At 46.6% G+C, this 18,604-nt stretch carries 16 protein-coding genes; 12 read left to right on the top strand and 4 right to left on the bottom strand.

Features of this window, described 5'->3' with window-relative positions; all coding sequences use genetic code 11:
- Window positions 1–5: 5 nt before the first annotated feature.
- From thrC to ACIQZ3_RS02435, 3 genes are read right to left on the bottom strand one after another with little or no spacing between them, the layout of a single operon-like run.
- Window positions 6–1,448 (bottom strand): threonine synthase, encoded by a 1,443-nt coding sequence (gene thrC, locus ACIQZ3_RS02445; RefSeq protein ID WP_397390014.1) that lies wholly within the window; start codon window positions 1,446–1,448, stop codon window positions 6–8.
- A gap of 8 nt (window positions 1,449–1,456) precedes the next feature.
- Entirely contained in the window at window positions 1,457–2,767 is a 1,311-nt protein-coding gene (locus ACIQZ3_RS02440) for a homoserine dehydrogenase (RefSeq protein WP_397390012.1), read from the bottom strand.
- The gene (locus ACIQZ3_RS02435) at window positions 2,764–4,023 is read right to left on the bottom strand and encodes an aminotransferase class I/II-fold pyridoxal phosphate-dependent enzyme (RefSeq protein ID WP_216224109.1); all 1,260 of its coding nucleotides are present in this window, start codon (window positions 4,021–4,023) and stop codon (window positions 2,764–2,766) included. The genes ACIQZ3_RS02440 and ACIQZ3_RS02435 overlap by 4 nt, the downstream gene beginning before the upstream one ends.
- A gap of 79 nt (window positions 4,024–4,102) precedes the next feature.
- Here ACIQZ3_RS02435 and ACIQZ3_RS02430 point away from each other — a divergent pair, with 79 nt between their 5' ends.
- The 10 genes from ACIQZ3_RS02430 to ACIQZ3_RS02385 all read left to right on the top strand — a co-directional run bounded on the left by ACIQZ3_RS02430 (window position 4,103) and on the right by ACIQZ3_RS02385 (window position 14,203).
- Window positions 4,103–4,480, top strand: coding sequence for an Mth938-like domain-containing protein (locus ACIQZ3_RS02430; protein WP_397390010.1), 378 nt, complete (start codon window positions 4,103–4,105; stop codon window positions 4,478–4,480).
- Window positions 4,480–6,174 (top strand): glycosyltransferase family 39 protein, encoded by a 1,695-nt coding sequence (locus ACIQZ3_RS02425; protein ID WP_397390008.1) that lies wholly within the window; start codon window positions 4,480–4,482, stop codon window positions 6,172–6,174. Before ACIQZ3_RS02430 ends, ACIQZ3_RS02425 begins: the two co-directional genes overlap by 1 nt.
- 15 nt (window positions 6,175–6,189) lie before the next feature.
- Window positions 6,190–7,362: a DegT/DnrJ/EryC1/StrS family aminotransferase gene (locus tag ACIQZ3_RS02420; protein ID WP_397390006.1), complete on the top strand. Its 1,173-nt coding sequence runs from the start codon at window positions 6,190–6,192 to the stop codon at window positions 7,360–7,362.
- 31 nt (window positions 7,363–7,393) lie between these two features.
- A complete protein-coding gene (locus tag ACIQZ3_RS02415) occupies window positions 7,394–8,365 on the top strand; it encodes a glycosyltransferase (protein WP_397390004.1) in 972 nt (323 codons plus the stop codon).
- Window positions 8,366–9,235 (top strand): formyltransferase, encoded by an 870-nt coding sequence (locus tag ACIQZ3_RS02410; protein WP_397390002.1) that lies wholly within the window; start codon window positions 8,366–8,368, stop codon window positions 9,233–9,235.
- 45 nt (window positions 9,236–9,280) lie between these two features.
- Window positions 9,281–10,327, top strand: a complete 1,047-nt coding sequence (locus ACIQZ3_RS02405; RefSeq protein ID WP_397390000.1) for a bifunctional UDP-4-keto-pentose/UDP-xylose synthase — start codon at window positions 9,281–9,283, stop codon at window positions 10,325–10,327.
- A 12-nt stretch (window positions 10,328–10,339) separates the two neighbouring features.
- A complete protein-coding gene (locus tag ACIQZ3_RS02400; RefSeq protein ID WP_397389998.1) occupies window positions 10,340–11,257 on the top strand; it encodes a polysaccharide deacetylase family protein in 918 nt (305 codons plus the stop codon).
- Window positions 11,258–11,304: 47 nt separating this feature from the next.
- Window positions 11,305–11,772 (top strand): peroxiredoxin, encoded by a 468-nt coding sequence (locus ACIQZ3_RS02395; protein WP_397389996.1) that lies wholly within the window; start codon window positions 11,305–11,307, stop codon window positions 11,770–11,772.
- A gap of 234 nt (window positions 11,773–12,006) precedes the next feature.
- Window positions 12,007–13,680, top strand: coding sequence for a PhoH family protein (locus ACIQZ3_RS02390; protein WP_397389994.1), 1,674 nt, complete (start codon window positions 12,007–12,009; stop codon window positions 13,678–13,680).
- Window positions 13,661–14,203: a C40 family peptidase gene (locus tag ACIQZ3_RS02385; RefSeq protein ID WP_397389992.1), complete on the top strand. Its 543-nt coding sequence runs from the start codon at window positions 13,661–13,663 to the stop codon at window positions 14,201–14,203. Before ACIQZ3_RS02390 ends, ACIQZ3_RS02385 begins: the two co-directional genes overlap by 20 nt.
- A 2-nt stretch (window positions 14,204–14,205) precedes the next feature.
- Here the strand turns inward: ACIQZ3_RS02385 and ACIQZ3_RS02380 are convergent, their stop codons facing one another.
- The gene (locus tag ACIQZ3_RS02380) at window positions 14,206–17,226 is read right to left on the bottom strand and encodes an autotransporter outer membrane beta-barrel domain-containing protein (protein WP_397389990.1); all 3,021 of its coding nucleotides are present in this window, start codon (window positions 17,224–17,226) and stop codon (window positions 14,206–14,208) included.
- Window positions 17,227–17,431: 205 nt separating this feature from the next.
- Between ACIQZ3_RS02380 and ACIQZ3_RS02375 the strand changes: the two genes are divergently transcribed.
- Both ACIQZ3_RS02375 and ACIQZ3_RS02370 read left to right on the top strand, forming a co-directional pair.
- Window positions 17,432–18,253 (top strand): mechanosensitive ion channel family protein, encoded by an 822-nt coding sequence (locus ACIQZ3_RS02375; protein WP_397389988.1) that lies wholly within the window; start codon window positions 17,432–17,434, stop codon window positions 18,251–18,253.
- Window positions 18,254–18,308: 55 nt separating this feature from the next.
- Complete coding sequence (locus tag ACIQZ3_RS02370) at window positions 18,309–18,578, top strand: hypothetical protein (RefSeq protein ID WP_397389986.1); 270 nt, start codon at window positions 18,309–18,311, stop codon at window positions 18,576–18,578.
- The last annotated feature ends 26 nt before the right edge of the window (window positions 18,579–18,604 follow it).

Below are 18,604 nucleotides of genomic sequence, written 5' to 3'. Positions count from 1 at the left end.
CTGAGTTAATTGACGTGGGCAGTAATGAAGTTTTTCACTTGATTGACATCGGCATCGATATTTTCAACGCGCTGGGGCTTTGACTTGATATCTTTGAATGCTGCTGGGCACTCTGCAGGACGACCCAATGCCACTTCAATCGTTTCTTCAAACTTAATTGGCAAGGCGGTTTCCAGAACAATCATCGGAATACCTGCTTGCAAATGCTCACGAGCAACCTTTACACCATCGGCCGTATGCGTATCAATCATCACACCATACTGTGAGTCGATGTTGCGAATCGTCTCAAGGCGGTTTTCATGAGTGCTGCGACCAGACTGAAATCCATACTGAGCAATATCCTTAAAGGTGGCATCTTTAGAAATGTCAAAGCCACCAGCTTCATCCACCTGCTTAAACATACCAGCAGTGACCTTGCCGTCTTTGCCCATGAGATCAAATACAAAGCGCTCAAAATTACTTGCCTTTGAAATATCCATAGACGGACTAGAGGTATGCAAGGTTTCAGCAGACTTACGTGCACGGTAAACTCCTGTGCGGAAGAACTCATCAAGAACATCGTTCTCATTGGTAGCGGCAATCAAATGCGCAACTGGCAAACCCATCATGCGGGCAATATGGCCAGCGCAGATATTGCCAAAGTTGCCAGAAGGTACAGTGAAAGAGACTTTTTCTGAGCTTGATTTTGTCGCAAGCAAATAACCTTGGAAGTAGTAAACCACTTGGGCAACTACACGGCCCCAGTTAATCGAGTTCACAGTACCGATTTGCTTGTTTGCTTTAAAGGCATGATCATTGCTGACTGCCTTGACAATATCTTGGCAGTCATCAAATACACCAGCAACCGCCAAGTTAAAAATATTAGGATCTTGCAAGGAATACATCTGTGCGGATTGGAAAGCACTCATCTTGCCGCGTGGTGAAAGCATAAATACCTTCACGCCTTCTTTACCGCGCATGGCATATTCAGCTGCGCTACCAGTATCACCAGAGGTCGCGCCCAAAATATTGAGTTTCTGACCTTTTTTCTTAAGCGCGTATTCAAAGAGATTGCCGAGCAACTGCATCGCCATATCTTTAAATGCCAATGTTGGTCCATTAGACAGGCTCAATAAGCCGATACGAGTACCCTGCTCTTCACCCAGCCAATGCAAGGGAGTAATGTCTTTCGCATTATCTTCAGAGCGGCCATTGCAATAGACCTGCTCTGTATAGGTCTTGCGCAACAAAGCGCGTAAATCTGCCTCAGGAATATCGTCGCAATAGAGGCTCAAAACCTCATAAGCGAGATCGGCATAAGACAAGCCGCGCCAAGAATCCAATTGCTCTTTAGTGACTTGTGGGTACTCAGTGGGCAGATATAAGCCGCCATCTGGCGCCAATCCACCGAGCAAGATTTCTAGAAAGGATTGTTGTGGGCTATTGCCCCGAGTAGATTGGTAACGCATGATTTGTATTAGGACAGATTTTCTAAACGGATCTTCACTACTTCACCAGCAACAGTTTTCAGATTCTGAATCTCCTGAATTGCTGCCAGCATGTGCTTTTCTTTGGTCTCGTGAGTAAGCGCTACTAAATCCGTTTGGCTTTCACCTTCGTCCGCCTCTTTTTGCAAGAGTGCATCAATCGAAATACCGTGAGCCGCCAAAATCTTCGTGATATCGGCCAATACACCAGCTTGATCTGCTACGCGCAAACGTAGGTAATAACTTGTAGTGATCTCGCCCATTGGCAGCACAGTGATATCGCGCACTGCATCAGGCTGGAAGGCTAAATAAGGTACGTGGTTCTCAGGGCTTGCACCCAATAAACGCGTGATATCTACTAAGTCGGCAATCACAGCGGAGGCGGTTGGCTCTGAGCCCGCACCCTTACCGTAATAAAGCGTAGTACCTACAGCATCACCAAATACCTGAACGGCATTCATGGCGCCTTCTACGTTGGCAATGAGACGCTTAGTCGGAATCAAGGTTGGGTGCACGCGCAACTCGACACCAGTTGTTGTCTTCTTGGCAATACCTAACAACTTAATGCGGTAGCCCAACTGCTCAGCGTATTTAATATCGATGGCATCTAACTTCGTAATACCTTCAACGTGGGCTTTATCGAATTGCATTGGAATACCAAATGCAATTGCACTCATGATGGTTGCTTTATGAGCGGCGTCTACACCTTCAATATCAAATGTAGGATCTGCTTCTGCGTAACCTAAACGTTGCGCTTCTTTTAAGACAGTCGCAAAGTCCAAGCCTTTGTCGCGCATCTCAGACAGAATGAAATTGGTTGTGCCATTGATGATGCCGGCGATCCACTCAATGCGGTTTGCAGTCAAACCCTCACGAAGCGCTTTGATGATGGGGATGCCGCCAGCAACAGCTGCTTCAAACGCAACCATCACACCTTTTTCATGGGCAGCTTTGAAAATCTCATTGCCATGAACAGCGATGAGGGCCTTATTGGCCGTCACAACATGTTTCCCAGCAGCGATTGCTTCCATCACCAAATCTTTAGCAATACCGTAACCACCGATCAACTCAACAACGATATCAATCTCAGGATTATTAATTACGGCACGAGCATCGCTCACTACTTGAGCATGATCTTTCACTAATTCTTTGGCACGCTCTACATTCAGATCGGCAACAGTATTGATACGAATACCACGACCCGCACGACGCAAAATCTCATCCTGGTTACGCTCGAGAACAGTAAATACGCCACCACCTACGGTGCCAATGCCTAATAGACCAACTTGAATCGGTTTCATGATGCCTTTGTTGCTGTTGAATTAGCCGCTTTACGACTATGTTTTTGACGATAACGCTCCAGAAAACGTGCCAGACGACCAATCGCCTCTTTCAGCACATCTTCGTGAGGTAAGAACACTACGCGGAAATGATCTGGCTTGCCCCAGTTAAAACCAGAACCCTGAACCAATAACACTTTTTCTTCTTTCAAAAGATCAGCTACAAATTGCTGATCATCTTCGATCGGATACATCTCAGGATCAAGTTTTGGAAATAAGTACAAAGCAGACTTTGGCTTGACGCAAGTTACTCCTGGAATCTCAGTAATGAGCTTCCAGGCAAGATCACGCTGCTTAGCCAAACGCCCACCTTCGGCCACCAAATCATTAATACTCTGATAACCACCCAACGCCGTTTGAATGGCGTACTGGCCTGGCACATTGGCGCACAAGCGCATTGAGGACAGCATATTGAGGCCCTCAATGTAATCGCGAATCATCTCTTTATCCCCAGAAACCACCATCCAGCCAGCACGGTAGCCGCAAGAGCGATAGTTCTTGGATAAACCGTTGAAAGTGATAGTGACCACATCGGTAGATAAGGATGCCAAGGAAATATGTTTCTCTTGGTCATACAACATCTTGTCGTAAATCTCGTCGGCAAACAGAATCAAGCCATGCTCACGCGCAATTGAAGTTAACTCAGTCAATACTTCTTTTGAGTAAATTGCCCCCGTTGGATTGTTGGGGTTGATCACCACAATCGCTTTAGTGCGCGGCGTAATTCGTTTGCGTAAATCTGCTAAATCTGGGGCCCACTCTTTGGACTCATCACAAAGGTAATGCACTGGAGTGCCGCCAGATAGACTGACTGCGGCCGTCCACAACGGATAGTCGGGAGCTGGCACCAATACTTCATCGCCGTTATTGAGCAATGCGTTCATTGCCAAGACGATTAATTCAGAAACGCCATTGCCAGTATAGATGTCATCCAAAGTAACTCCCTGGATGCCTTTTTCTTGGCAATACTGCATGATGGCCTTCCGGGCCGCAAAGATTCCCTTGGAATCGGAGTACGCTGAGGCATTACCCAAATTGCGGATCATATCCAACTGAATCTCTTCTGGAGGATCAAAGCCAAAGACGCCCACATTGCCGATGTTTAATTTGATGATTTTGTGGCCCTCTTCCTCCATGCGCTGAGCGAGCTCCAGCACGGGTCCACGAATGTCGTAACAGACGTGATTGAGTTTTTCGGACTTTAGGATCGGTTTCACAATAAATTAAAGGGTAAGTTCTTGAAATCTAGGAAAAAACAGTTGGCTATAATCCTCATAATTATGACAGAGAGTCCATGTGAAGCTTCAATCTGACCCCCATTCCGGAGCCAATACGATCACCGGTTACGGCGATGGCTACATCGAGATCAATAAGATCCCCTATAGTCACTCGGTTTTATTGAGTTCCGACGGTGAAATCCTTGAATGGGCCATCAAGTCCTTTGATGATCTGAGCCCAGCAGATTTCACTCAAATGGCCTCTCTAAAGCCTGAATTAATCATTATTGGCACTGGTAAGCGTCAACGCTTTCCAAAACCTGAGCTACTAAAGACCCTCATAGAAGCCAAGGTTGGCTTTGAGGTGATGGATTCTCAAGCAGCTTGTCGCACCTACAACATTCTTGTCGGCGAAGGTCGCCAGGTTCTGCTTGCCCTCATTGTGGAAGCCGCCTAATGCAGTTTGGCCAAATTCGGCAGTCTAGCGCCCTCAATTCAGCATCGATTTTGATTCTGGTGCTGATCTATGCCTTGCTATGGTTTGGCACCCTCAACTACCGTCACCTCATCCCGTCTGACGAAGGACGTTATGCCGAGATTGCTCGCGAAATGCTTGTGACCGGAGATTGGGTCACCCCACGCTACAACGGTTACAAGTATTTTGAAAAACCGCCATTGCAAATTTGGGCTACTGCTACCGCCTTTAATCTTTTTGGCATCGGTGACTGGCAAGCGCGCTTGTGGACTGCACTCACTGGATTTCTGACGATCGTATTTATTGGATTTACTGGTGCGCGCATCTACAGCGCGAGAGCAGGTTGGCTGGCTGCTATCGCTTTAGCAACCAGCCCAATGTGGGTGATGGGTGGACACATCAACTCGCTAGATATGGGATTGGCAGCTTTTTTAGTTGCTGCACTGTGCAGTCTTTTGTTGGCGCAAACTTCTCATAACTCAAACGACACTAGAAAGTGGATGTGGGCCTGCTGGGCCTTCATGGCCTTGGCTACGTTATCTAAAGGCGTCATCGGAGTTGCTATCCCCGGCATGGTCTTCATTGTTTACTCCATTACTGCATGGGACTGGAAAATTTGGAAGCGCCTGCACATCATTAGCGGCACGATTTTATTTTTAGCAATTAGCGCACCATGGTTTGTTCTGGTGGCACAACGCAATCCAGAGTTTTTGGAGTTCTTCTTTATTCATGAGCACCTGCAACGATTTACGCAAACTGCTCACAGTAGAACGGGGCCGATTTATTATTTCATCCCACTGCTACTGCTAGGCTTTTTGCCATGGATTGCACAAACTCCTGGAGCCCTTGCTCAGGCTTGGCGGGAGCGTAACCGCGAGTTCTCCAGCGGCTGGTTGCTGGTTTGTTGGTTTGCGGTCATCATGGGCTTCTTCAGCATGTCTCAATCGAAATTACCTGGCTACATCATCCCGGTCTTTCCAGCACTAGCAATGCTTGTTGGTCATCACTTAGACCGTAATCTGGGTTTTAGCAATTCAATGGGATTACCTTGGAAATTGCAAGTCCTCTTCTTCGCAATCTTGGGCGGCGTTGGCTTTTTCTTTTTAAGCGAGGTTGGCAGGCAAGCAAGGCCAGATGAAATTGAATCCTATGCGCAATACACTTACTGGATCATTGCAGCGCTGATCGTATTGATTTCATTTGGCCTACTAGCTTTTGCCCAAAGTAAGCGCAATGGCTTAAGCAGCATCACCAGTTTTGCTTCAGGCTTTTTTCTCTGCACAATCATCGCAGGCACAGGACATGAAACCCTTGGTCGCGCAGTCTCGGGTATAGATTTAGTTGAGCAAGTTAAAGCGGGCATTCCAGAGAAGGTGAACTTCTATTCAATCAGAATCCTCGATCACACAGTACCCTTCTACCTCGGTAGAGTCATGATCATGGTGGAATCTCCAGATGAACTTGAGTTTGGTGTGAGGCAAGAACCTGAGTTGTGGCTCCCCACCTTCGACGCCTTTCTTGAGCGCTGGAAAGAAGATCAAACTGCTTACGCCTTGATGGTTCCAGAACAATATATTCAGTTGCAAGAACTCAATGTCCCAATGCAAGAAGTGGGGAGAGATTCTCGGCGCGTCATTGTTAAACACCCAGAATCACCAAGTAACTCTGCACAATAAATTCTTAAGGCTCCCATGTCAGTCACTCAAAACTCCCTGCCTTTTATTCCTTTTACGCGTCCACACTTCAATCAAGAAACGATTGATGCGGTTGCAGAGGTATTGCGCTCTGGTTGGGTCACCTCAGGACCGAAACTAGCGGAGTTTGAAGCTACTCTGAGTGAATACTTTGGTGGCCGTCCTGTACGTTGTTTTGCCAACGGTACCGCCACTATGAAAATCGCCCTGCAGGTTGCTGGTATTGGGCCTGGTGACGAAGTGATTACCACCCCGATCTCATGGGTGGCGACCTCTAATGTCGTTCTGAGTGTTGGTGCAACACCCGTCTTTGTGGACATTGGCCCTATCACCCGCAATATTGATTTAAGCAAGCTGGCCTCAGCCATTACACCGAAGACGCGCGCCATCATGCCCGTCTATCTAGCTGGACTGCCTGTCAACATGGATCAACTCTATGACCTGGCTAAGCAATACAAGTTGCGTGTGATTGAAGATGCAGCGCAAGCATTTGGATCGCAGTGGAAAGGCCAAAAGATTGGCAGCATTGGTGATCTTGTGAGCTTTAGTTTTCAGGCAAATAAAAATTTATCGACTGTTGAGGGTGGCTGCCTTGTACTCAACAATACTGACGAAGCGAAGCTCGCAGAGAAGTTTCGCCTACAAGGACTTACTCGCCAAGGTATGGATGGCATGGATGTAGATGTTTTAGGCGGCAAAGATAATTTGACTGATGTGAATGCTGTGATTGGCTTGCATCAACTTAAACAATTACCAGCATTTCAGGCGCGCAGAACCGCTTTAGCCAGGCGGTACTTTGATACCATTCGAAGTGAAATGGAATCCGCCGACCTAGCTAATCTCAATTTAGAACTGCCAGTAGAAAACTTCACCGATAGCAACTGGCACATGTTCCAAGTTGTACTTCCGCTTGATCAATTGAATGTAGATCGTGCGCAAGTGATGACTGAACTCAAAGGGTTGGGTATTGGTACTGGCGTTCATTACCCAGCCATTACTGGATTCACGCTTTACCAGAACCTGGGCTACAAAGTTGAAGCCACTCCAGTAGCAGAGCGTATTGGCCGCTCCATTTTGACCCTCCCCCTTTTTCCGGGCATGGCAGATGATGATATTGGCCGTATAGCTAGGGCTTTGACTGGAATTCTGAAGAAACATCGCAAAAACTAGTATCGATAACGGAATCAGGCAAAATTGCAGCATGACTGCAAATTTAGCTACCCAAGCCTGCAATCCGACGCTCAGCATTGTCATTCCCGTTTACAACGAGGAAGATGGTCTTCAAGCTCTCTTTGATCGCCTATATCCTGCGCTAGATGTCATGTCGAGCAAGCGCAACATTGCTTATGAAGTGGTGTTTGTGAATGATGGCAGTAAAGATCGTTCGGCTGGGATTTTGGCTAAACAAGTTGAGCTTCGTCCAGATGTGACTCGTGCGGTGCTATTTCATAGCAACTTTGGCCAGCATATGGCAATCATGGCTGGCTTTGAATACTCACGCGGTGAATACATCATCACCCTGGATGCTGACCTGCAGAATCCCCCCGAAGAAATTGACGCCTTGGTAAATGAATTACTCAAAGGTTACGACTACGTTGGCACCATTCGTGCGGATCGCCGCGACAGCTTCTTCAGAAAATTTGCTTCCCGTGCGATGAATCATTTGCGCGAAAAAATTACTCGCATCACGATGACTGACCAAGGCTGCATGCTCCGTGGCTACAGCCGTCGTATCGTCGATCTCGTTCGTCAGTGTGATGAAAGCAATACATTTATTCCGGCGCTGGCTTACACATTCGCATCCAACCCTACAGAAATCAGCGTCAAGCACGAAGAACGCTTTGCCGGTGAATCCAAGTACAGTCTCTATCAACTCATTCGCCTGAACTTTGATTTGGTAACCGGCTTCTCCGTAATGCCTTTGCAGATTTTCTCGATTCTGGGAATGCTCTTAGCAATGGCTGCGGGCACCCTATTTATATACCTCTTAGTCCGCCGCTTTGTTCTGGGCGCCGAGGTTGAAGGCGTATTTACATTATTTGCTCTTACCTTCTTCTTAATTGGCGTAATGCTATTTGGCCTTGGTCTACTTGGTGAATACATTGGGCGCATCTATCAACAGGTACGCGAGCGTCCACGCTATGTTGTGCAAACTGTTTTAGAGAAAAAATAATTGCACGCAGTCGTCTTTGCTTATCACGATGTTGGCGTTAATTGCCTCAAGTCATTGCTGAATGCGGGCATACAAATTGATCTGGTAGTTACCCATCAAGATGACCCCAATGAGAATGTCTGGTTTGGCAGCGTTGCCAAGCTCTGTGAGGAAAAAGAGATTCCTTACATCACACCAAATGCAAATCAGTTGATGGATCTTGTACCGCAGATTCAGAAGCTAGCACCCGATTACATCTTCTCCTTTTATTACCGCCACATGATTCCAGCGGAACTCTTGGCATGCGCCAAAATTGCCGCACTAAATATGCATGGCTCACTGCTGCCAAAGTATCGCGGCCGCGCTCCAGTCAATTGGGCCATCCTTCATGGAGAAACCGAGACTGGCGCCACATTGCACATCATGGAAGTCAAGCCGGATGCTGGCGATATCGTGGGGCAATCTGCAGTCTCGATTGGTCCCAATGAAACCGCCACAGAAGTCTTTGGCAAAGTTAGTCAAGCAGCTGTTGCTGTAATGAACCAGGCTCTCCCGGAGCTTGTTCAAGGCCACATCCCCAGAAAACCCAATAATCTAGCTGTGGGAAGCTATTTTGGAGGCCGAAAGCCTGCGGATGGGCAAATTCTGTGGCATCAAACGGCTCAGCAGGTTCACAACCTCGTCAGAGCCGTTGCACCCCCTTATCCCGGGGCTTTTACCGACTGGCAAGGTCAACGTATGATCGTGGCTCGTACCAGCCTAGAAGGGCCATTTCCGGGGCAGCTAGATCTTCAGGCTTCCGGCATCCAAGTGGTTGATAATCAGGTATTCGGCGTTTGCGGCGACCAGAGAGCGGTAGCGATACTGGACTGGTTCCCAGCAAACAGCTAACAAATTAAAAGCAGTACCCTTTAGATTAAATACGAGGCAGTAAAGATGAAAAAAGTACTCATTCTTGGCGTAAACGGCTTTATTGGTCACCACCTTTCAAAGCGCATCCTTGAGACAACCGATTGGGATGTCTATGGCATGGATATGCAGAACGATCGCCTTGGTGATTTAGTAAACCATCCTCGTATGCACTTCTTTGAAGGCGACATCACCATCAATAAAGAATGGGTTGAATATCACATCCGCAAATGCGACGTCATACTGCCTTTAGTAGCAATCGCGACACCAGCCACTTACGTTCAGCAACCATTAAAAGTATTTGAACTCGACTTCGAAGCCAACCTACCTATCGTTCGCTCAGCTGTTAAATACAAAAAGCATTTGGTATTTCCATCCACATCCGAAGTCTATGGCATGTGTGAAGATGGTGAATTTGATCCCGCTAAATCCAATATGGTTTACGGCCCAATCAATAAGCCACGTTGGATTTACGCTTGCTCTAAGCAACTGATGGATCGTGTAATTTGGGGTTACGGTATGGAAGGCTTACGCTTCACGCTCTTCCGCCCATTTAACTGGATTGGCCCTGGTTTAGATAGCATCTACACACCAAAAGAAGGCTCCTCCCGCGTAGTAACTCAGTTCCTAGGTCATATCGTTCGCGGTGAATCTATTAACGTGGTTGATGGTGGCGCTCAGAAACGTGCCTTTACTTATGTTGACGATGGTATCGATGCTCTAATGCGCATCATCGATAACAAAGATGGTGTTGCTAATGGCAAGATCTACAACATCGGCAATCCAAAGAACAATCACTCTATTCGCGAACTGGCTAATCAGATGTTGGAAATCGCTCGCAGCATTCCAGAGTACGCAAAGACAGCCAATGAAGTGAAGATTGTCGAAACTACTTCTGGCGCTTACTACGGTGAAGGCTATCAAGACGTTCAGAATCGCGTTCCTGCAATTGATAACACGATGAGTGAATTAGGTTGGAAGCCAACTACCAATATGAGCGACGCGCTGAAGAATATTTTCGAAGCCTATCGTGAAGATGTGGAAAAAGCACGTCACTTGGTTGATAGCGAGTAAGCACAGAGGTTCATGGCTAAGATTGCCCTCAAAGTAGACGTTGATACCTTACGCGGTACCAAAGAAGGCGTCCCCAATCTAGCGCGCACGCTTGAGCGTTTTGGCCTTAAAGCCACCTTCCTATTTAGCTTAGGCCCAGACCACACAGGTTGGGCTCTTAAGCGGGTATTTAAGCCAGGCTTTCTAAAGAAAGTAAGTCGCACTTCCGTTGTTGAGCATTACGGCATCAAAACCCTGCTCTACGGCGTCCTCTTACCTGGACCCGACATTGGCAAACAAGCCGCTGCCGAAATGCGTGCAATTGATTTAGCTGGCCATGAAACTGGCATTCATACTTGGGATCATGTAGCTTGGCAAGACGCTGTGCGCAATCGCGATAGCCAATGGACTAAAGCGCAGATGCAAAAAAGCTGGGATCGTTTTGTGGAGATCTTTGGCCATCCGCCAGTTACTTATGGTGCTGCTGGCTGGCAAATGAATGAGGCGGCTTTCGAGCAACTCGATCAATGGGGTATTAAATACTCTTCCGATGGTAGAGCCGAGCCTAACTTGATGCCTTATCGCTTTGACCTGCCTTCTGGCAAAGCTAAACATGTCCAGTACCCAACGACATTACCCACCTTTGATGAATTAATTGGCATTGATGATGCCGACGAGTTCGGTGCTGTAAAGAAACTCTTGGAAATCACCCAAAGCAATCCGAATGACCAAGTCTTTACGCTTCACGCTGAGCTTGAAGGTCAAAAGCTACTCCCCGCCTTTGAGCAATTGCTCGCTGGATGGCTAAACCAAGGCCACGACCTTGTCACCATGGGTGAACTGCATCAATCCTGGGAAGCCACTAAGCAACTCGATAAAATAGCAGTACAGCCAGTCACTTGGGGTGAGATCCCCAACCGAAGTGGCGAACTTATTTTGCAAGCAGTTTAAGTAACATCAGATTACGTAATACATAAAGTTAAATTAGAGAGACCATCATGACAGTAGAAATCGGCAAGCCAATCCCCCAGTGCGCAATCCCAGCAACATCGGGATTAACTTTTACGCCAGATTCAGCTAAAGGCAAAAAGCTGGTTATCTACTTTTACCCAAAAGATATGACTCCTGGCTGCACCGCCGAGTCCGGGGAATTCCGCGACAATATTGACGCCTTCACCAAAGCCAATACCTTGATCGTTGGCGTATCTCGAGATAGCCTCAAATCGCACGACAACTTCCGTAGCAAACTGGAGCTGCCATTTGAGCTCGTTGCGGATGCCGAAGAAACCCTATGTCAGCTCTTTAGCGTGATGAAGCTCAAGAATATGTATGGCAAGCAGGTACGCGGTGTTGAGCGCAGCACCTTCCTCTTTGACTCCTCAGGCAAGCTCGTTAAAGAGTGGCGCGGCCTCAAGGTTCCAGGACATGTGACAGAGGTATTACAAGCAGCTCAAGCCGCTAAATAATTTTTAAATTAATTTAATCCGGGGTACTTGCAAAGCCCAAAATTTGGGGTAAAGTTGTTCATATGCACCGTAAACGACGGGAAAGTCTAACAATCCGTTTGACTCATCAGCCTGAATATTTAAGAACAGGCTCGGTAAACAACCCCCGCCGTTTTACAGATCGTTTTACACCCAGTTTCGTTATAAACCGTCAATGCAATCCGCTTGACGGTTTTTTCTTTTAGGAGAGTCTGCATGCCATTGCCCCCAATCCCAACTCAAATTGCTGGCCAAGTAAAAATTAGCAGTAAGGACACTCCAAACTTAAAGAAGCGTCCTGCACCAGCAAAAACTGTTGTGATGGAAAGCCATGCGCCAGATTGGGCAACAGATGCTGAAGAGGATCTCTCTGCCGCTGAAGTGGCGCTCGAGAAAATCAAAAGTGATCGCAGTCCAGTTGCGCCACGTAATGAGCGCAGCGATAAGAGAGCATCAAGCGTTCCAGAGAAACCAAAGCGCATTATTCGCACCGGTCCTCCAAGCCTCTTTGTCTTGGATACCAACGTATTGATGCATGATCCAAGCTCGCTATTCCGCTTCTCAGAGCACGACCTCTTCCTACCAATGACTACCCTGGAAGAATTGGATAATCACAAGAAGGGGATGACTGAGGTTGCTCGTAATGCTCGAACCGTTAGCCGCTCTTTAGATCAATTGGTTGCCGGCACCAGTGGCACGCTTGATGAAGGCATTCCACTGAGTAAGCTCGGCAATCAGGATGTCTCTGGTCGACTCTTTTTCCAAACTAAGCTCACTACCCAGGCGTTACCTGAGGGCTTGCCTGAAGGCAAAGGTGACAACCTCATCTTGGCAGTTGTTAGTGAGTTACAAAAGACCCGCAAGGGCCAAGAGGTGGTATTGGTATCCAAAGATATCAATATGCGCATTAAGGCACGTGCCTTAGGATTGCCTGCTGAAGATTACTTCAACGACCAAGTGCTGGAAGATTGTGACTTAATGTATTCGGGAGTCATGGCCTTACCGGCAGACTTTTGGCCAAAGCATGGCAAAGACATGGAAAGCTGGGCTGATGGTAAATCCGGAACGATGTTCTATCGTGTAACCGGCCCTTCAGTACCCAGCATGTTAGTCAATGAATTCGTCTATCAAGAAAACCCAGATGGCTCTACACCTTTCTATGCTCAAGTAAAAGAGATCAATGGCAAGACTGCCCTCCTTCAAACCTTGAGAGACTTTTCACATCAGAAAAATAATGTATGGAGCGTGACTGCGCGTAACCGCGAACAGAACTTTGCCATGAACTTGCTGATGAATCCCGACGTGGATTTCATCACGCTGCTGGGTCAAGCGGGTACTGGTAAAACCTTGCTAGCATTAGCTGCCGGCTTAGAACAAGTTCTAGATAGTAAGCGCTATAACGAAATCATCATCACTCGCGCTACTGTTCCTGTTGGTGAAGATATCGGCTTCTTACCAGGTACCGAGGAAGAGAAAATGCAGCCTTGGATGGGTGCATTTGACGACAACCTTGAGGTGTTACAACGCAATGAGGATGGCGCTGGTGAATGGGGTCGTGCCGCCACTCAGGAACTGATTCGTTCACGCATCAAAGTGAAGAGCATGAACTTCATGCGCGGCAGAACCTTTGTGAGTAAGTTTGTGATTATTGATGAGGCGCAAAACTTAACACCTAAGCAAATGAAGACTTTAGTCACTCGTGCGGGTCCAGGCACTAAGATTGTTTGTTTAGGTAATATTGCCCAGATCGATACGCCTTACTTAACTGAAGGCTCTTCTGGTCTTACCTATGTAGTGGATCGCTTCAAAGGCTGGCGTCATGGTGGACATGTGACTCTAGCCCGCGGCGAACGTTCACGTCTTGCGGATCATGCTGCTGACGCGCTCTAATCAACCCCTCTCATGCCGCACTCTCATGGGGTGCGGCATTTTTATTTGCGCCTTACTCTTCCTTTCGGGATGCAGTAGCTTTGGCTCAAAAAATAATGCAGCTAAATTTTCTCAATTTAAACAAGATTCGAGTGTAGGCACAGAGGACATCTCCATTGCAGCAGTAGGTTTAGTTGGTGTGCCCTATCGCTACGGTGGAAATAATCCCAAGGGCGGATTTGATTGCAGTGGACTAATTGCTTATGTCTACCAGAAGTCGGCCAATATCAAGCTACCGAGAACCATTCAAGAAATGAGCACCAAAGGACGAAGTGTTGAAAATCAAGCTCCTGCACCAGGAGATCTTATTTTCTTTAATACCACCGGTGAAAAATATTCACACGCAGGGATCTATGTGGGTCAAGGCAGATTTGTACATGCCCCAAGCGCTGGAGGAACTGTGCGCCTGGAGTACATCACTACGCCCTACTGGGCAGCTAGGTTTACTGAGGCCAGAAGACTTACTGCCCAGCAAACCCCTTAGCTTTAAAAGCGGGTTTGCAGGCCAACTCTACCTGATATAGCTTGATAGGTACCCACTAAAGAGTTTTCCCAACCAAGATTCAAGAAGAGGTTGGTTGACTTAGTCAGCCATGCATTTACCTCAGCATCTAAGGCTATCCAGCGGGATCCAGTTTGGGATTGGAATGTAATGGGATTGACACCATAGAGAGATTGGAAGGTTGTACTGGTGCCAGCGTTAAATACACTCCAGTAGTTGGCACGCAGATGAGCAAATATTGGCATGCTTGCAAGAGTATCTTTGTGACCAGCTAATATACCCAAGCGTCCACGGCTAATCTCGCTCTTATTGAAGTTGATTTGTCCATATGCGTCACTTGCGTTATTCATGCCGATGGCGTCATACACAATCTGCGCTTGCGGAGAAATTAAGAATTTCTCAGTCATATTCCAGCGACCACCTGTCTCAAATGATCCCGTGAAACCAGAGCCCTGTGTTTTTAGTCCAGCACCCTGAACTGAGCTTGCATTGGCATTGAGATATCTGGAGCCTTGTGCCAGCACATCAATATACAGACCATTTTCTGCAAAATGAGTTCCATATAAACCGAGGGAATAAGCCTGCATGCCATTGATATTGCCAGTTGATGTCGTGCCCGCTTGATTTGAGGTATTTCCATTAGCGCCACCAATCGTGACATATGGACCAACATAAGTTCGCGATCCAGCGAGCTCTTCATTTTTAAACAGATCAACGCCAAATTGCAAAGCATAAGCATTGAAATTAAGTTTTGGGCCATCATTAATATTCGATGGAGTGGATGTACCAGTTTTTCCAATAATGCGAGCCCAGTCATTAGACTTCTTCAGATTGAATGAGTTTGGATCAACTAGATTTAAATCCCCACGGCGTTGATCTAAGGTATCAACAGCTGTCTGAGCATACATCTGAATTAAAGAAGGAAGGGCTGGATATACCGCAACTTCAATACGCTCACGCGCATCCGGAGTAATTGCAACAACTGGGGGGTCTGGATTATCGGTACGTAGATACCAATTATTTTGATTGGTTCCCGGAATTAAACCGCCTCTATACAGGTTGTACTCGTAAGCACCCGAAGCGACGCGACCAGACAAGGCAAATGCACCAGCCCCTGTTGTTGCACCCGAAGCAACAGTTACTAGAGGAATCTCATTACCTGATATGGGCTTGCCCAAGCCACCTCGATCAACCGCTACGATTCCAGTGGTTCCAGAGGCAGCATTACCAGCCCCAGAAATAATCAACTGGTCAGCAATTGGGCTGGTATTGGGCCCCCAAACATTGCTAGTAAAAGTTCCGCTATTGCCAACATAATTTCCATTGATAGTGAGAGTAGTGGCTGAGCCATTAAAGCTCGGCCGAATATTTCCCGCATTAGCTACAGCTCCATTAATCGTGCCATCACCCTGCAGCATTCCTCCTGCAGCAACGTGAGTATTGGAAGTTATGGAGCCAGTCAAAATGATTGAACCAGCATTAATGTTGGTATCGCCCGTATAAGTGTTTGCCCCGGATAAGGCTAAAGTACCGGCGCCTACTTTGGTCAATGCACCAGATCCAGAGATGATTCCAGATAAACCCAAGCTATTGCCATTGGTGTCTACTGTTGCAGTACCAGCAGTTGATACAGCATTGACCAAGCTCACGGAAGAAGCTGCTTGCAAGATGGTGCCCGTTGCCATAGCTAGACCACCAGTGCCAAGGGCTGCATTATTGCCAACGGCAATCGTGCCAGCATTTAAGCTAGTGCCACCAGTATAAGTATTGGTGCCAGAGAGGGTTAAGGTGCCAGCGCCTGTCTTGGCAATACTGGATGTCGCAGCACTAGGGCTCGCTTGATCCTGAATCACTCCTGAAATATTTAAACTAGAAGTATCATCAACCGCAACACCTCCAGATACCAATTCGTATGCACTCGAGCTATTCATCACCACATTAGAACCGTTGATGGAATTAATAATATTCAAACCGGAAACTGAATTATTAAAATTAGCATTGCTAAGACCGTTAAATGTTAATGTTTCCTGCGTATTGCCTTTATTAAAGCCAATGCCACCTAACAAAGTAGAACCGCCATACAGAGTCACGGTATTGTTAGAACCCCCACTCATCGATCCGGCAAAATTGATTGCCGTTGCTGATGCGCTTGCAGCAAGAATTTTTCCGTAGTTATAAACATCGACGCCCGGCTGTTGAGCGCTGTAGATTGCAAAATTTGCAGTATTTGGGGCGCCAATGATGCCTGAGACCGCATTAGTAATTGTGCTTCTGTTAGGATTTGGATTGTTATCGATCTGTATGCCGCTCCCCGTTCCGGCACCTCCAGAGACGCAAGCTCCTCCAGAAATCGCAGAAGGACAAATTACTCCTGAGTTGGTAATGTTTGCAGCGCCTTTAATCTGTATTCCGTTTGATAATGCCCCAGTCGCAGCAATCGTTCCAGAGTTATTAATCGCCGTAATTGCACCACCATTTTCTACATCAATGCCATTTGCCCCTCTACCGCCAGTTGATATCGTGCCGGCGTTCGTAATGGTGTTTGCCGCTGAACCGGCATTGGTAGCGCTAATAGTAATTCCTGATGCATTAATACCATTTGTCACAATAGAGCCATTATTGGTGATAGTACTACCACCAGCCTGTGATCTACCATTAACACCTGAAGAGATGCCATACCCATAAAAAAAGGAGCTTGTATTTAATGCCCCATTATTAGTTATATTCGCCCCGCTCCCAACCCCAACTGTTGAACCATTAATAGTAATGACGGTGCCAGAGTTAATGTTGACAGTGACATTATTTCCCGCTGTCGTGCTGCCTTGCGAAGAAATTACACCTGCAGATGTTGAACCTACTGAATTACATGTAACGGTGGTTCCATTTGCATCAGGGGTATAGTTATCGCAACTCCCCGCAGCTAATGATGTAGGTGTATGAATCACTAATATCGAAGTAAAGACCAATACGCCAAAAAATAACTGCGATTTATTTAAATATTTCATGGGAGCATTATTTCCGTTTTAAGACAGTGATTTGCTGGCAGCCTTCTACCTACATGGTGATGATTAATAATAATTAGCTATGAAGTTAATATCTATTAACTGTAAGGCCAATATCCTTCTATTTAGTTATTAGAAATAATCAGTATTAGTATATTTTTCACGTTAGCCTTAAGCCTTAAGCCTTAAATGACAGAGGAATTTAGCAATGAATCAAATTGATTTAAATCGTATTCAAGAGATTTTGGTAACAGCCGCAACGGATATTGGCCTCAAGATTTTGGCTGCTATCGCTTTTTGGGTTATTGGCCGCTGGTTAATTGGCGTTGCCTTGAATCTTTTACGTAAAGGATTAGAGCAACAAAAATTGGATCCAACCATCCTGCGATATGTCGGTTCAGTGGTTTCTGTAACCTTAAATATTCTTTTGGTTATTGGCATTCTGGGTTACTTTGGTATTCAGACTACTAGCTTTGCCGCATTAATTGCCACCGCTGGTGTCGCCATCGGAGCGGCATGGGCAGGCTTACTTTCTAATTTTGCAGCCGGTGTATTTGTAATCGTGTTGCGCCCCTTCAAAGTCGGTGACTTCATTACTGCGGGCGGAGTTACAGGAACTGTTAAAGAGATCGGCCTATTTTCATCCACCATCTATACGCCAGACAACATTGCAACCATGATTGGTAATACCAAAATTTTGGGTGACACCATTCAGAACTTTAGCCATAGTCCTTATCGTCGAGTTGATCTTAAGTGCCAACTCTCTGGCGCCGCTGATCAACAAGCCGCCATGAAACTGTTGCGTGAAAAGATTGCTTCTATATCCAACGTATTACAAGATCCATCTGTAGAGGTCAATATTTTGGAGTTCAATCTTGTTGGGCCGGTATTGGCTGTACGCCCCTACTGCAACAATGATCACTACTGGCAGGTCTATTTCGATAGCAACCGTATCATGAGTGAATCGCTTGCTGCTGCCGGATTCCCCGCTCCAGTTGCGACGCAAAATATGGTTATGAAGCAAGTGTAATTTTTAAGGCATTACTGCAGTAGAAGTGCATTGAACTAACTCAGGAGAATTAATCATGAAGAAAATCATTATTGCATTAAGTATTGCATTCAGTTTTGCAATTCCATCTATCGCTTTTGCCGATCAAGCTGCTTGTGAAGCTAAGGCGGTTAGCAAAGAAGGCAAGCCACTCTTTGGTGCAGCTAAAGATGCATCCATTAAAAAATGTATGGGTGGCGCAGCCGCTGATGCTGGCTGCGAAGCAAAGGCAGTAAGCAAAGATGGCAAGCCACTCTATGGTGCCGCTAAAGCTGCATCCATCAAGAAGTGTGAAGGCGGCAAGTAAATATCTTTCGCATCAAGTTAAAAAGC

Source organism: Polynucleobacter sp., from assembly GCF_044342855.1.
Lineage (GTDB): Bacteria > Pseudomonadota > Gammaproteobacteria > Burkholderiales > Burkholderiaceae > Polynucleobacter.
This window is presented reverse-complemented; position numbering and strand designations above follow the sequence as displayed.

Bases quoted from the DNA above. Each gene is read 5' to 3' on its own strand.
- ACIQZ3_RS02375 (WP_397389988.1), top strand. From the start codon at position 17,432: ATGAATCAAATTGATTTAAATCGTATTCAAGAGATTTTGGTAACAGCC.
- ACIQZ3_RS02370 (WP_397389986.1), top strand. From the start codon at position 18,309: ATGAAGAAAATCATTATTGCATTAAGTATTGCATTCAGTTTTGCAATT.
- ACIQZ3_RS02395 (WP_397389996.1), top strand. From the start codon at position 11,305: ATGACAGTAGAAATCGGCAAGCCAATCCCCCAGTGCGCAATCCCAGCA.
- ACIQZ3_RS02380 (WP_397389990.1), bottom strand. From the start codon at position 17,226: ATGAAATATTTAAATAAATCGCAGTTATTTTTTGGCGTATTGGTCTTT.
- ACIQZ3_RS02415 (WP_397390004.1), top strand. From the start codon at position 7,394: ATGACTGCAAATTTAGCTACCCAAGCCTGCAATCCGACGCTCAGCATT.
- ACIQZ3_RS02390 (WP_397389994.1), top strand. From the start codon at position 12,007: ATGCCATTGCCCCCAATCCCAACTCAAATTGCTGGCCAAGTAAAAATT.
- thrC (WP_397390014.1), bottom strand. From the start codon at position 1,448: ATGCGTTACCAATCTACTCGGGGCAATAGCCCACAACAATCCTTTCTA.
- ACIQZ3_RS02405 (WP_397390000.1), top strand. From the start codon at position 9,281: ATGAAAAAAGTACTCATTCTTGGCGTAAACGGCTTTATTGGTCACCAC.
- ACIQZ3_RS02425 (WP_397390008.1), top strand. From the start codon at position 4,480: ATGCAGTTTGGCCAAATTCGGCAGTCTAGCGCCCTCAATTCAGCATCG.
- ACIQZ3_RS02400 (WP_397389998.1), top strand. From the start codon at position 10,340: ATGGCTAAGATTGCCCTCAAAGTAGACGTTGATACCTTACGCGGTACC.
- ACIQZ3_RS02440 (WP_397390012.1), bottom strand. From the start codon at position 2,767: ATGAAACCGATTCAAGTTGGTCTATTAGGCATTGGCACCGTAGGTGGT.
- ACIQZ3_RS02385 (WP_397389992.1), top strand. From the start codon at position 13,661: ATGCTGCTGACGCGCTCTAATCAACCCCTCTCATGCCGCACTCTCATG.
- ACIQZ3_RS02420 (WP_397390006.1), top strand. From the start codon at position 6,190: ATGTCAGTCACTCAAAACTCCCTGCCTTTTATTCCTTTTACGCGTCCA.